Genomic DNA, 14,247 nt, shown 5'->3' with positions numbered 1-14,247 from the left:
TTGTATTAATTGGCTTGTACTCAATTAAGAGTGTTGCACCGCTTTATAATCTGTAAATCCGTGAGCAACAACGTTCATCTCAGGTTGGGCTTCTTTACTTCCCAGATCGGATAATTTACCAAAGGATCCACCCGCAAAAGGTAACACTTGCGTTGATCCTTCCACTTTCACAATTTGATAAAACTGCGGCAGATTAAAATTAATAAAGCTTGAGCCATATGTGAATCGGTCATGAGATGAAGAGTAGAAACGGCTAACATCTTTCACTAACTCTTCTTTACTTCCTTCACAATGGGAATAAATTTCAACGCGATTTGCTTCATCTAAGATATAGATATTAAAGACATTATTATCTTCTGTGGTTTCAAAGAAGAACTGAATAATCCCTTCGCAAGCAAAACCATCAATCACTGCCGGTAAATAGCGAGCGTCTTTATCTAATTTAACCGGCAACCCATGAAGTTTGTTATATGAAATTGCACCATAAAATTCGATCGCATTTTCTAATTTTTGTACCGACACATTGAGGCGTTCAAAGAACAATCCCCACGTTTGCCCAGCAATGCGTAAAGCTTTAAAACGGCCCGGCTCCAAACGATTTGTTGATAAACGCAATTCAATACATTCTGAGACTAACTGCTGAACACGAGTACGAATTAAACCACGCAAATGTTGGCTATAACAAAATACTTCAACAGAGGCAGGTGGAGCCGCATCCTGGTGCATTTTACCTAAAATCGTTTTTAACGATTCCAACATAGATTGTGTACCGCTGAAATGAAGCGTTCTTACCTCATTCCAAGAGTTACGGTACAACAAATCAATGCTACCAATAAGACATTGCTCTTTTTCACCGAAACTAAAGACATCCAATTTTCTAAAATCAAAGTGAACCACTTGATCAGAAAAACTCTCTGTTGGGTCGGTTTCCAAATTAACAATAATCGCAAGGTGTCGAATTTCACAAGGGCTATACAGTGCTTTCGGGGTTGGTGCAGGTAAACGAATGGGGAAATGGCTCGACATATCCCTAACTAATTCATGCAGTTTAATTTCATCACAAGAGGATTCTCCTTGATGAATATAAACTCGAGACTCTTTCGTTAACAACCCATTAAAGTAAGACCATGCCACTAATTTATTTAAATAGCGGTTATATTCTAATGGTTGATGTCCAACGATATTTTCAAAATCAGGGGCACGATTATATAAGTACCATCCGCTACGATTTGCTCGGCCTTGTGGTACATAAATAAAGGTTAAATGTGACTCTGATAAATCAGGTGATATCTGTGGATTAACCAGTGTAACTTTACCGGGTAATGCTTCAAACGCAGCGTAAAGTTTGCGGGTTAAGACACCGATATCTTGCGGACTTGCACTGACACTTAAATTATTACGACGCGCAAAACGGATAAGATTACGATAGCTTTGCATCATCGTATCTAATAATTCATTGTGTGCATCACGCACTCGCTCGATTTTCCAACTATCACGCGTATCAAGTACGGTTAAGCGTTCATTATCCCATTGCCATTGAGTAACCAATTGCGATAAGACTTGTCGTCTCCAACCCTCTGGTTCATTTTGTGTTTTTTCGTTAGATAATTTTTCACACACTTTCAGGTAGAAACAGCGACGGATAAGATCAAGGCGAGTTAAATCATTGATAGAAACCAAATAGCGAGTGACACGCTCAAGCATCATACAATAAGCATCTAAACCGTAATTGACGATTTCGCCACGATGTAGATGTTGTTTCATTTCTAATGCCAGCAATTTCCCATTAGGGTAGTCCGCTGAATAGGCTTCTAATAAAATACTTTTTAGTACCGCTTTATAAGGCGAATCGACACTTTTATAGAGTTGCCATAAGCTTGCGCCAAAGTACTCTTCAGCAGAAAGTTCACCTAATCCCCCTAGATCTAGCCACTCATTTGGCGTTAATACGCCTTGGGCATAAAGGGAGTTAACATATTCGTCATAATGATGCTCTTCTTCAATAGGCACCATCGCCCATAGCAAGCGCTTACCTGCTAGGCGTACCGCGGTACGATAAAACTCATCAAGTAAAAGAATATGTTGGGTAGAGCCGCAATCTTCTCCACCTAAGCTACCGCTTGCATGATGACGAAATCTATTTTCATCAATTAAGAAAAACGTAACATCAATACCAAGCTCGCCAGCCCACTGTTCAATCAACTGGCATTTGCGTTGTAAAAGTGCACGTTCATCTTGATCCAGCCATGATTGATGGCAGACCCAAATATCAATATCGGAGCAGTGACTTTGACCAATAGAAGAAGTACTCCCCATTGAATAGATGCCAGTAATTGGCAACTCTCCATTGGCGTATCCATCCATCGGATCATCACATAATGCGTTAACCAGCTTATTCGCCCATTGACGTTGCATGTCATCAGGTTCAAAGAAACATGTACCGTGAGGAACATTTCCTTGTATGTAGCCGGGCAACTCAGGATGGTGGTAATGCAATAAAACAGGAATTAAACCATAGACCTGTTTAAAAACATCACACATCGATGCAAATGCTCGTTCCAGTCTGAGTTGATTAATCGCATCCAGCCGTTGCTTCAGTGTTTCAATATAAAGATACAAGAGTTTCGCCTGAACAATACTAAGAAGATAGTAGAATCTGAGTTTATAAGTGACCAAGGTTGAGTTAGGTAATATTAATAGATAAAACTTTACTAACAAAATCTTGGAAACGTGATCAATTTAACACCTTGAGCTCAAGGCGTAAAGAGGAACTCAAAATATAGCACCAAGATCTAAAAGTGATACTTAAGCGCTTAATCGTGTAAAGCCATCAAATAAATATCTTTATAATCATAAATATACGCTATTTTACTCATGAAAAAAATGATAAAAAAAATCTCTCAATCCCCCCTTTACCCCACAAAAACCCCTGTTTACTTGATGATGAAACTGAAAATAAATTTTGACAAAACATAAAAAATAGATAAAAAAGCAAAAAATAATAGCAACCAATTGATAATATTAGGTTATTTATATTTTTTGATTATTTTTTATGTTTCAGATAGAAATAAGAATTCTATTTTTAATATTTCGATAATAATATTTAAAATAATATTTAATTTTTATTAATTATTTATTTAGTTCAAAAATAAATTCTTTTCTTTATTTTAATTATTTCTCCTTCTTTTATTTAATAATAATTTTGTTAAAATTTATCGTGTTTTTATATATTAAAAAATAATAAGAAAGATAAGAGAATTTAAAATAATGGTTGTTTTATCAATATGTTCAGATTAAATATGATATTTACATCATCTTCTACCCACTAAATGTTAATGAAATTGATTTAATGTTTTAATTTTGTAAATAACCACACTTTTTATATAGATATAAGAAGAATAAAATTCTAAAAATAACTAAGCTCAATAGCGTTCATTAATAATTTACTTATTTTCTATTTCCTTTTTCTTTTTTTCTTTTTCGATGATGACCTCATTTCTTTCATTGTAATCACGACACAAAACGCCTTAACTGGAAAATTGAGCCTTAAAGTGTTAAAACAATGCCTTATTTCTAAACAAAAATACCGCTAATCGCTCGGAAGAGATAATACTATTATGTCAAAAAGTACCATCCGTATTGCTACCCGCCAAAGCCCCCTTGCTATGTGGCAGGCACTTTATGTGAAAGAACAACTACAACTTACTCATCCAGGTTTAGTCGTCGAATTAGTACCGATGGTCACTAAAGGTGACATCATTCTAGATACACCTTTAGCTAAAGTAGGTGGCAAAGGGCTATTCGTAAAAGAGTTAGAACTTGCTCTACTTGAATCACGTGCAGATATTGCCGTTCACTCAATGAAAGATGTTCCTATTGATTTCCCAGAAGGTTTAGGGTTAGTTACTATTTGTGAACGCGAAGATCCTCGTGATGCTTTTGTCTCTAATCATTATGATTCTTTAGAAGAACTGCCAGCAGGTAGCATTGTAGGTACATCCAGTTTACGCCGCCAATGCCAATTAAAAGCACAGCGTCCAGACCTAGTTATTCGTGATTTACGGGGTAATGTAGGTACTCGCTTAGGAAAATTAGATAATGGCGATTACGATGCCATTATTCTTGCCGTTGCTGGCTTAAAGCGCCTAGGTCTTAACGAACGCATTCGCACACCATTATCTGCTGAGCAATCCTTACCCGCGGTTGGACAAGGGGCTGTTGGAATTGAGTGCCGCTTAGATGACAATGAAACTCGCCAGCTATTAGATGCGCTCAATCACACTCGCACCGCAATTTGCGTTAAAGCAGAACGTGCAATGAATACTCGTCTTGAAGGCGGTTGCCAAGTTCCTATTGGAAGTTATGCCATTTGGCAAGAAGACAAAATTTGGTTACGTGCTTTAGTCGGTTCTCCTGATGGTGAAACTATTTTACGTGGCGAACGTTTAGTGACTCCAGAAGATGCAGAAACTGCGGGGATCTCATTGGCTGAAGAGCTTTTAGATAAAGGTGCGCGAGCTATTTTAACCGCCGTGTATCAAGGCAACACACCTGCATGAGTATTTTAGTCACTCGCCCCAATCCAGCAGGAGAGGCATTAACTCAGCGCTTAATAAATGCAGGGAAAACAGCCTTTCAAGCACCTTTAATCGAGATCACCGCAGGTCGTGAACTCCCTTTATTAGATGCTAAACTAAAAGAATTAAGGGCGGGTGATTGTGTATTTTTACTTTCCAAAAATGCGGTGTCATACGCAAACTGGCAGCTAAATCAATTACAACAATCATGGCCAGATACGCTATCCTATTATGGAATAGGTCAAAGCACAGCGAAGGATTTCCAACATTTAAGCAGTCTTCCAATTTGCTACCCTGAGCAAGGAGAAACCAGTGAAGATCTTCTTGAACTTCCTGCACTTAATCAGGTGAAAAACAAACGAATATTACTGCTTAGAGGTAACGGTGGTCGTGACTTACTCGCAACAACATTGAGTCAACGAGGCGCGATCGTTGATGAATGCGAATGTTACCAACGCCTATTTATTAATTATTCCCCTGAAGACTTTGCGCTTCAATGGGAAAAAGCGCAGGTTGATACGCTTGTTGTCACTAGCGGTGAAATGTTACAACAACTCTTTGATCTGGTCGCTGAATCTAAAAAAGCATGGCTGTTAAACTGCCATTTACTTGTGGTCAGTGAACGATTAGCAACAATAGCAAAAACATTAGGGTGGGAAACCGTCACCGTTGCTGAAAGTGCCAATAATGATGCTTTATTTCATGCATTAATATAGAACCTAAATGAGACGCCGATATGACGGAACAGAAAAATACGAATGATAATGACTTGCCAAAAAATGCAGCTAAAGCTGATGAGAATGTCCGCTATCAGGAAGTCAAGCCTGTTAATAACAAGCGCTCAGGTCTAATTGGAAGTGCTGTTGCTATCCTTGTTATTTTGGCAATCGGTGGTAGCCTTTATTATTACACCAATCAACAAGCATCAAAGCTGAGTGTAGAAAATCAATCACTCAAATCTGAGCTTGCCCAATTACAACAACTCCAAAATACTTATCAACAACGCTTTGACAATATTGATAGCATGTTTAACTCACAAAAACAGACTATCGATAAATTACAAAACGAGCGCCAAACAACAGAGCGTCAAATTCAAGATCTACAAACACGATTTGCCGCTATTTCCAGTGCAGACGTCAAAAGTTGGTTATTAGCTCAAGCCGATTTTATGGTGAAAATGGCTGGTCGTAAGTTATGGAATGATCAGGATGTCGTAACCGCGGTAAGTCTACTAAAAGGTGCCGACAGTAGCTTAGCGGAAATGAACGATCCGAGTTTACTTGAGATCCGTCGTGCTATTAATGAAGATATCAGTAGTTTAGCCGCGCTCACCAAAATTGATAATGATGGCATCATCTTACAATTAAACCAGTTAGCGAATCAGATTGATAATCTCCGTTTAGCGGGTTTGGAGCGTAACGGCTCACCAATGGATAAAAACGACGAAACCATTTCAGGTTCACTTTCTGATTGGAAACAAAATCTAAGTAAAAGCTGGAAAAGCTTTATGGACGATTTTATTACCATTCGTCGCCGTGATACCGCAGCCGTTCCTTTATTAGCACCTAATCAAGATGTCTATTTACGTGAGAATATCCGTTCACGTTTATTAATTGCTTCTCAAGCAGTGCCTCGTCACCAAACTGAAACTTATCAGCAATCTTTGGAAGCGGTATCTACTTGGGTACGAGCTTATTTTGATACCTCTGATCCAAGTACAACTGCATTTTTAGATACGGTATCTGAATTAGAGAAACAGCCTATTACGCTTGCAATGCCGTCAGAATTGAAAAGCCCGACACTGCTAGAAAAACGTGTAGAAAAGCAAATTCGCAATCTACTGGCACAAAATGAGTATGCAGAGCCACAAGTGGCTGAGGCACAAGCTGTTGAAGCCCAAGATGCCCAAGCTGTAGAAGCCCAAGATGCCCAAGCTGTAGAAGCTGATAGCGCATCAGAAAGCGTACAAGATGCTGCGGCTGATAGCGCAACGACTGATACGCCAGTAACACAACAAGGAGAATAAGCTTATGTTAAAAATACTGCTCCTTTTTGTGGTGCTTATTGCCGGCATCATTTTTGGCCCACTCTTGGCAGGCCACCAAGGTTATGTGCTTATACAAACTGATGATTGGGATATTGAAACCAGTGTGACCAGCCTTGTCATTATGTTTGTTTTACTGCAATTAGCACTGTTACTCATTGGTTGGAGTTATCGCCGTTTTATTGGTACAGGCTCAAAAGCATATAGTTGGTTTTCTTTCCGTAAACGTAATCGTGCACGCAAACAAACCAGCATGGCATTAATGAAATTAGCGGAAGGTGATTTTAAAGAAGTTGAAAAACTGATGAGCCGTAATGCGGATTATGCAGAACAACCTGTTGTTAACTATCTATTAGCCGCAGAAGCCGCACAACAACGTGGTGATGAGTTCAGAGTTCAGCAACACCTTGAACGTGCAGCCGAGCTTGCCGATACCAATCAGCTTCCTGTTGATATCACACGAGTGCGTATTTTATTAGCGCAAAACGAAAATCACGCAGCGCGTACTGGGGTTGATGAATTATTAAATCAAGCACCACGCCATCCAGAAGTATTACGTCTTGCAGAAGTTGCTTATACACGAACAGCAGCTTGGCAAGCATTGCTTGATATCATTCCTTCTATGCAAAAAATTGCATTACATACAGATGATGAACTAGAGCAATTACGCCAAAAAGCCTATATCGGTATAATGGGACAGAAAATGTCCGAAAATGGCTGTGATGGTCTGAAAAATTGGTGGAAAGCGCAGCCGCGTAAAGTCCATCACGATAATGCATTGCGTGTCGTTTTAGCAGAACACCTTATTGAGTGTAACGATCCAGATACTGCTCAAACGATCATCTTAGACGGCGTTAAACGCCAGTATGATGAACGATTGATCTTATTATTGCCTCGTTTAAAAAATACTGATGCTAATGTTATTTTAAAAGTACTCAATTCATTAATTAAACAACATGGACCAACGCCATTACTCAATAGCACATTAGGTCAGATTGCAATGCAACAAGGGCAATGGGCTCAAGCTGAAGAAGCTTTTCGTAATGCATTAAAACAGCGTCCTGATGTTCATGACTTTGCATGGCTTGCTGATGCATTAGATAAACAGAAAAAATCTGAAGAGTCGGCGAAAGTGCGTAAAGATGCTTTATTAATGACACTGAAAAAAGACTCTGTCATTTTTGAAGAGCCTAAAAAAAGTAAATAAACTTATTCGATAAGAACCTGTTCATTCATCGAGTGATCGACTAATTTAAAAACCCTCTTTATTGAGGGTTTTTTATTGGATCTAAAAACCATATTGAAATAACAACACCACTTCTGCACATAAAACCAAAAATACATACACCCAAGCAATACGATAAAAACGAGTGGGTATTCCCTTCTCATTTTCTTGCTGAAATGACAGATAATGTTTTCTCGCCAGATAAAACACAACAATATAAATCAGTGCGATCCCCTGACAAAGAAAGGCCACATATTTAGCCCATGATTTGCCACCAATAATAAGCATGATAAGAGGGATCAAAAAGAATAATAATGGGCCAAACTTCTCTATAAGAAAGAGTTTTTCTTGTGCAAGATATGCTTTTTGTTTATTTATCATAATGATGCTATCTCCAATCTACCCTTGCGCTGGATAATAGCGTGATAATGCAATGAATACAAAATGGATGTGTGGTTGATATATAAAAAAACGCCTGTATAAAACTATACAGGCGCATAAATATACAATCAGGTCTACAGACGGATGGTGCCTCACTCAACGTTTCGTCCTGTTGATGATGAATGATGTTCATCGTTAACGTGGACGTAGGCACCGAATAATCGGCTCTGCATCATTCCTAGGTTTATGAAGCCATACGCTGTCATAAGGAGTGGAATGAGCATCTACAAGATAGATATTGCATTAAGCATGCCAATTTTCCATTTTTTATTAAAAATATCCCCTTTCTCTAAAAGGCATAAGGTAACTTATTGAATTTTGGTTTTCCTTTCCGGCTTCACTCATTTTCAATGATAAAAAAGCTATGACCTATGCTTTCACCATGCTATTGCTAAATAGAAAAGAAAATATAGGGTCTGATATACGTCTCTTTTTCACGACAAGAAAAACACACTAACTATTTAGTCATTTAAAATCAATGCATTAAATGTCTCTTATTGGAGACATTAAAAATAGCAAGTGTTGGCATTTACCGACAGATAAAATAAAAAGCTTATATTTCATATAATTATAACTAATTATTTTATGTATTTTACCTATCTTTTTATGAAGATTAAAATTCGGCAATAAATTAAATTATTAATAACCTTTAAGTGACAAGGACGGCATTCTTGTTAAAAACGTCATTTTGGCTTTCTTATCTGGAATACATAATCAAAAATAAAAAATATGAAAAGAGTAACGATTATAGAAGTAGAAGTAGAAGTAGAAGTAGAAGTAGAAGTAGAAATGGTGTTGCGGTTTTTAAAAAGGCAAATCGTAGATACGAAAAAGCCTCGATATAATCGAGGCTTTTTCTTATTGGTCGGCGAGAGAGGATTCGAACCTCCGACCCACTGGTCCCAAACCAGTTGCGCTACCAGGCTGCGCTACTCGCCGTCTGCATCACTGCTCTTATCTTGTTTATTGGTGCGAAGGGGGGGACTTGAACCCCCACGTCCGTTAGAACACTAACACCTGAAGCTAGCGCGTCTACCAATTCCGCCACCCTCGCATAAACAATAACTAAGATAAGATGGGGTGGCTAATGGGACTCGAACCCACGACAACTGGAATCACAATCCAGGGCTCTACCAACTGAGCTATAGCCACCATAACAGCTATCTTATTACTTCTTACAACAACGTTCTTCACCGTAACTCTTAGCACGCTTTAATGGCGCGCCCGACAGGATTCGAACCTGAGACCTCTGCCTCCGGAGGGCAGCGCTCTATCCAGCTGAGCTACGGGCGCTTCACGCCGTTGCGGGAAAGGATAGTACGGATTTACGCTCTGTCTGTCTAGTGCTTTTTGAAAAAAAAAGTTTGTTTGACGATAGTTTGTGCATTTCGTCGATAAATGGAGCGTTTTAACACGCTAAACGCCCCATTAGTATAATAATCAAACAATCAAGAAGCTAGATAAAAGCAGGAATAAATTATTTAACCAGTCACATCTAACAAAAAAAGACACGATCCCTATTACAATTTATTGGAATAATAATACCCAACGAATTTTAACAGCTTAAATTGACGCTTAATTCGGCTTGGTTGTGATAACAAACGATATAACCACTCTAACCCAAGATTTTGCCATGCTTTCGGTGCTCTTTTAACATGGCCTGTAAACACGTCATAAGTTCCACCAACGCCCATGTATAAAGCATCAGGGTAAATTTCACGACATGCACGAATAAACAACTCTTGCTTAGGTGATCCCATCGCAATAGTCACTATCTTCGCACCAGAGGCCTTTATACGCTCAAATAACGCCTCTCTATCTTGTGGTGTAAAGTAACCGTTCTGACTACCTACAATATTTACATTCCACTGTGCTTTAAGCTTATCTTCGGTTTGAGAAAGAATTTCAGGTTTACCACCGACAAGAAAAACGGGTGTTCCCTCTTTGCCCGCTCTTTCCATTAACGCTTCCCATAAATCAGCACCTGCAATACGAGAAACATTTGCATCAGGGTATTTACGACGAATACCCCGCACAACGCTAATACCGTCTGCATAAAGATAATCTGCTTCGTTGAGCAGCTCATTAAGTGCTGAGTCTGTTTCTGCTGTAAGAATTTTTTCTGCATTAATGGCAATCAGAGAGCCACTTTTTATTTGTGCTCCTTCATAGAGATAATCCAGAAAATGAGCCATATCGCGAAATCCCCAGATATTATGTCCGCGGATTGAATACTTCGGAATTGAATTGGATCCCATTACTTTTCCTTTTTCTCTAAACAACGAGGTTCACTTTGTATTTGACGAGTCACGTAATTACGCACTAATCCCGCACTTTCAAATAACCAATAAAGCAGTTTGGCAACCACCAAACATAAACCAAAAATTAAACAGAAAAACACAACGCGAGAAACGAAAGAATCAACACCTTCTCGTGCCAAAACAATCATATTAAAAATAGCCCCAAAGCAGAAAGCTTGCAAAATAGCGGATTTATAACGATTGCTTTCATTGAGCCCTTGCTGATATAGCCAATCAAACCACTTAATAATCAGTCCTACAACAATCGCACCCAATGGGATAAAGGCAACGCCTCCCATCACAACCAGAGAGCCAATTAAGGTTGGTGAAATAGCAAGACCCGCATGGTAATTAAGTACTTCCCATGTAAAGTAGTTTGCTGAGTTCAGCACTACATCTGGGCGTTCTGGCCATACCCAAGAAGGAATAAAGACATAAAAATCACGAATAATCGGTGCAAGTCCTTGGAACTCAATCTTGTCATAATTATTAAGTAATAAAGCTAGATTTTCCCAAGGAGAGAACGTATCTCGAGTAAGGTATAAGAAAGTATAGAATGCCTCTGCACCACTCACATCAAGGCCATAGCGTTTTAATGCCAACCAGAACATGCCAACAATACTCATAACCCCAGCGGCAACCAGCATCCATAAGGTTATCCAGCCTCGAACAATACCGATAAACAAAAACAGCGCAAAAGCGATGATGATATTAGCGCGGGTTCCTCCCACAATAATGTAGGTTAAGATCCCAAAACCCACCGTTGCACAAAGGAAAAAAATCCATCGCTGTTGAGTGGGTTTTAAGAAATAAACCACCAGCATTGCTGGGATAAAGAAATAGAAAAAGCGCTTAAGCGCAACACCTGACACTTGGCTTGAAAAAATTTGGCTATACGTTTTGAGCTTAAAGAGTAAAAAGCCATTTTGTAGAAAGAAAATTCCCACAGTAACAAACGCAATTAATGCCAATAAAATCCAAGTAAGGTTGGTTTCTACTCTATTCATCGTAAATAGCGACCTAGAAGGGCCGTCAACCGATTTTCTCAGTCTTACCTTATAAGTTACATAATAAATAGCATAGAAGCTGGTAGAGGCTAATAGCGCGTATAATAATGAATCAACGGGCACAACTGCGACATCAAATTGGAATACCAACATACAAGTCAGGGGGAAACCAAAATAAAAGGTCAGCAGATAGAGCATTGAGAAAAAAACATTAAAATTAAAGCGAACTCGACGAAACTCTTGATAAGTCAGCAATAAAATAAAACTTAAAGAGATAAAATAAACAAGTGCTAGGCCACCCAGTTCCGCCAATGTCATTGCGGCTCTCCTGTACTCATCTCAATTAACTCTTTCCAACCATCCGTGAAGTTAGGCGCAAAGAAGGCAATATTTTGGCGATCAAGCATCAGCAATTGCCGTTTAGCCTCTTCAATCAGCGCAACATCTAATTTGTCTCCTGAGAAAAAAACAGGAACACTTTGCTCAGTTAAATCCTGCCAAAATGGATTTTGACGACTAATTACAAAAGGGATAGCAAATTGAATAAGCAGACAAAGCGTGCCGATACCTTGTTGACGGTGGAAAATAAAATAACCTAAATCGCATGTTTTCAATAACGCGAGATAATCGTCAAATGCCAATTTATCACGTAATATTTCAACCTGATTATAGGGAAGCAACTGGCTAGCTGCGTGGGCTACTTCATCAATATAAACGTGATTATTTTCAGGATATCCCATTGGAATAATCACTTTCGCACGCGTTCCATATTGCTCGGCAATTGCCTGTAAAGCTTCAATGTGGCGGTTCGATCTATCCCCTGAATTACCCACAATAATGGTGAGCTGCTTTTCATCAATAGGCGCTTTTTCTGTCACCGTAAGCGCAGGATCCATTCTTGTTGGGAAATAGAGCAAGCTGGCTGGAATATTAACGTTAAATTGCGCGAAGTAATTCAGATCACCTCGTGTACCAAATACTCGGCCCACACGCTTTTGAGCGAGTTTACGAAGAAGATAGAAGAGTTTAAATTTTAGCTGTTTAGAATCCTGATATAAATCAGCACCCCAAATATGCCACCAAAATTGATGACGTTTGATCTTGCCAGTTAATAATGCCAACCAAATAGGCGCATTAAACTGACCTAAAAAAAGGAATCGTTGGTGAGTATCGGCTTTGGCCAATGTGACCACTCTCTGTGCAACCTGCTTTTTATCAGCTAAACACTCAATATCTAAAGCTGGGTAGCTTTCTTGCAGTGAAGTATTTTTACTGGCAACGATAAAACGAGGTTTATACGTTAACCCCGCCTCAGTCACGAGGTGGTCGTTAAAAAACCGTAACATTGTGTTGTTATGATGCACAATGTCTGAACCTAGTACGTAAATCAAAGTTGTCATTTGCGCCTGCAATAAATCACGAAAACAGAACTACAGAGAAGGAAGTAAATAATATACGTTGCCATATAGGCTTGAGCGGCACCTAGTGCGCCATGCTCAGGAATAAGCCAACGCGAAAATAGCGTTAATAGGGCAAACTGGCTTACTTCTGTAAGGATATAAAAACGTAGTGCCGCTTTTGCGATGACTAGATAACCAAAGACATAAGCGCCTACTTTTAAAACATCGCCAACAAGTTGCCATGCAAATAAATCACGCATAGCGACAAATTTATCTGAAAACAGTAACCAAATCGCAAAATCACGTAATAACCACACCATAAAACTCGCAGCAGCCACTGCAGGTAATACAAACTTCAGTGATTTAACGATCTCTTTGGTAATATCACTCTTTTGCGTTAATCGAGAGAGTGTTGGCAATAAATAAACAGAAAAAGATGCGGTAATAAATTGCAAATAAGCATCTGAAATACTGGTCACCCCTTGCCAAATCCCTACGTCTTCCCAGCTATAGTGCTCAGCAAGTAAGTTACGCATCATGATATAAGCAACGGGTAATGTAATCGATGTCAGTATCGCCATAATGGTAAACTTACCAAGATGACTTGCTATCGCCTTATCCCAATGGGGTTTAAGCTCGCTTAAAGCGAAGCGTTTACGCTTTACTACTAAAAATGTAGCAGGAAATAAAATAAGTGCAGGTACTAATGCAAGTCCAATTAATGCACCGTGATAACCCGCAAATAAATAGCATAAATAATAAGCAACAACACCAATAATGCTACCGGCAATCACTGATAAAGCGTTACCTGCCGCATCACGATAACCTTTTAATATGGCAAGAAAATAGTTGCTATATGCTATCCCCATTTGAATAAAAGCAACGACTCTTACAATATCCTGATATTGATGATAATCATCACCAAATAACACTTGGCTAATGGGAGCAGAAAAAAGAAGAAATAAAATAGCTAATAGTGTGGAAAACAGCAAAATCATGGATGATGAAGTACCCAACACTTTTTTGCGTTGAATATCATCATCTTGATATTGTGCGATTAATTTCGTCACACCATTAAAAATACCCGCACCAGATAAGACACCTAGCACGGTGATTAATTGACGAAAGTTACCTGCTAACCCGACCCCAGTTGGTCCAAAAGAGACGGCAAGTAACTTGACGACAAGCAGACCAGCCCCGATTTTTATCAGGGTTGATCCGGCTGTCCAAATTGATGCTTTGGCTAATGACAT

10 protein-coding genes and 4 tRNA genes are annotated in these 14,247 nt (G+C 39.0%); 4 read left to right on the top strand and 10 right to left on the bottom strand.

Annotated features, from left to right (window positions below; all coding sequences use genetic code 11):
• Positions 1-24: 24 nt before the first annotated feature.
• A complete protein-coding gene (locus EHE21_RS01035; RefSeq protein ID WP_194951629.1) occupies positions 25-2,619 on the bottom strand; it encodes a class I adenylate cyclase in 2,595 nt (864 codons plus the stop codon).
• Positions 2,620-3,617: 998 nt separating this feature from the next.
• Here EHE21_RS01035 and hemC point away from each other — a divergent pair.
• The 4 genes from hemC to hemY are packed head-to-tail and all read left to right on the top strand — an operon-like array spanning position 3,618 to position 7,828.
• A complete protein-coding gene (gene hemC / locus EHE21_RS01030) occupies positions 3,618-4,559 on the top strand; it encodes a hydroxymethylbilane synthase (RefSeq protein ID WP_194951628.1) in 942 nt (313 codons plus the stop codon).
• Positions 4,556-5,293: a uroporphyrinogen-III synthase gene (gene hemD / locus EHE21_RS01025; RefSeq protein ID WP_194951627.1), complete on the top strand. Its 738-nt coding sequence runs from the start codon at positions 4,556-4,558 to the stop codon at positions 5,291-5,293. The genes hemC and hemD overlap by 4 nt, the downstream gene beginning before the upstream one ends.
• A 20-nt stretch (positions 5,294-5,313) precedes the next feature.
• The gene (gene hemX / locus EHE21_RS01020; RefSeq protein ID WP_194951626.1) at positions 5,314-6,603 is read left to right on the top strand and encodes a uroporphyrinogen-III C-methyltransferase; all 1,290 of its coding nucleotides are present in this window, start codon (positions 5,314-5,316) and stop codon (positions 6,601-6,603) included.
• Positions 6,604-6,607: 4 nt separating this feature from the next.
• Complete coding sequence (hemY, locus tag EHE21_RS01015) at positions 6,608-7,828, top strand: protoheme IX biogenesis protein HemY (protein ID WP_194951625.1); 1,221 nt, start codon at positions 6,608-6,610, stop codon at positions 7,826-7,828.
• Positions 7,829-7,909: 81 nt separating this feature from the next.
• On the opposite strand, the gene EHE21_RS01010 is transcribed toward hemY, so the two are convergent.
• The 9 genes from EHE21_RS01010 to wzxE all read right to left on the bottom strand — a co-directional run bounded on the left by EHE21_RS01010 (position 7,910) and on the right by wzxE (position 14,247).
• The gene (locus EHE21_RS01010; RefSeq protein ID WP_194951624.1) at positions 7,910-8,227 is read right to left on the bottom strand and encodes a hypothetical protein; all 318 of its coding nucleotides are present in this window, start codon (positions 8,225-8,227) and stop codon (positions 7,910-7,912) included.
• Between the two features lie 922 nt (positions 8,228-9,149).
• Positions 9,150-9,226 (bottom strand) — tRNA-Pro (locus EHE21_RS01005).
• Between the two features lie 28 nt (positions 9,227-9,254).
• Positions 9,255-9,341: transfer RNA gene (locus EHE21_RS01000), tRNA-Leu, on the bottom strand.
• 22 nt (positions 9,342-9,363) lie between these two features.
• A tRNA-His gene (locus tag EHE21_RS00995) sits at positions 9,364-9,439 on the bottom strand.
• Positions 9,440-9,503: 64 nt separating this feature from the next.
• Positions 9,504-9,580 (bottom strand) — tRNA-Arg (locus tag EHE21_RS00990).
• Between the two features lie 227 nt (positions 9,581-9,807).
• Entirely contained in the window at positions 9,808-10,545 is a 738-nt protein-coding gene (gene wecG / locus EHE21_RS00985) for a lipopolysaccharide N-acetylmannosaminouronosyltransferase (protein WP_099076342.1), read from the bottom strand.
• Entirely contained in the window at positions 10,545-11,912 is a 1,368-nt protein-coding gene (gene wzyE, locus EHE21_RS00980; protein WP_102949428.1) for an ECA oligosaccharide polymerase, read from the bottom strand. Before wzyE ends, wecG begins: the two co-directional genes overlap by 1 nt.
• The gene (locus tag EHE21_RS00975) at positions 11,909-12,994 is read right to left on the bottom strand and encodes a TDP-N-acetylfucosamine:lipid II N-acetylfucosaminyltransferase (protein ID WP_194951623.1); all 1,086 of its coding nucleotides are present in this window, start codon (positions 12,992-12,994) and stop codon (positions 11,909-11,911) included. The genes wzyE and EHE21_RS00975 overlap by 4 nt, the downstream gene beginning before the upstream one ends.
• Positions 12,991-14,247, bottom strand: coding sequence for a lipid III flippase WzxE (wzxE, locus tag EHE21_RS00970; protein ID WP_194951622.1), 1,257 nt, complete (start codon positions 14,245-14,247; stop codon positions 12,991-12,993). Before wzxE ends, EHE21_RS00975 begins: the two co-directional genes overlap by 4 nt.

The sequence above is a fragment of the Proteus sp. GOKU genome (assembly GCF_015475555.1).
Lineage (GTDB): Bacteria > Pseudomonadota > Gammaproteobacteria > Enterobacterales > Enterobacteriaceae > Proteus > Proteus mirabilis_B.
This window is presented reverse-complemented; position numbering and strand designations above follow the sequence as displayed.

What these genes read in the sequence shown, in the direction of transcription:
- hemX (WP_194951626.1), top strand. Translation starts at nt 5,314, where the DNA reads ATGACGGAACAGAAAAATACGAATGATAATGACTTGCCAAAAAATGCA.
- EHE21_RS01010 (WP_194951624.1), bottom strand. Translation starts at nt 8,227, where the DNA reads ATGATAAATAAACAAAAAGCATATCTTGCACAAGAAAAACTCTTTCTT.
- EHE21_RS00975 (WP_194951623.1), bottom strand. Translation starts at nt 12,994, where the DNA reads ATGACAACTTTGATTTACGTACTAGGTTCAGACATTGTGCATCATAAC.
- wecG (WP_099076342.1), bottom strand. Translation starts at nt 10,545, where the DNA reads ATGGGATCCAATTCAATTCCGAAGTATTCAATCCGCGGACATAATATC.
- wzxE (WP_194951622.1), bottom strand. Translation starts at nt 14,247, where the DNA reads ATGTCATTAGCCAAAGCATCAATTTGGACAGCCGGATCAACCCTGATA.
- hemD (WP_194951627.1), top strand. Translation starts at nt 4,556, where the DNA reads ATGAGTATTTTAGTCACTCGCCCCAATCCAGCAGGAGAGGCATTAACT.
- wzyE (WP_102949428.1), bottom strand. Translation starts at nt 11,912, where the DNA reads ATGACATTGGCGGAACTGGGTGGCCTAGCACTTGTTTATTTTATCTCT.
- hemY (WP_194951625.1), top strand. Translation starts at nt 6,608, where the DNA reads ATGTTAAAAATACTGCTCCTTTTTGTGGTGCTTATTGCCGGCATCATT.
- hemC (WP_194951628.1), top strand. Translation starts at nt 3,618, where the DNA reads ATGTCAAAAAGTACCATCCGTATTGCTACCCGCCAAAGCCCCCTTGCT.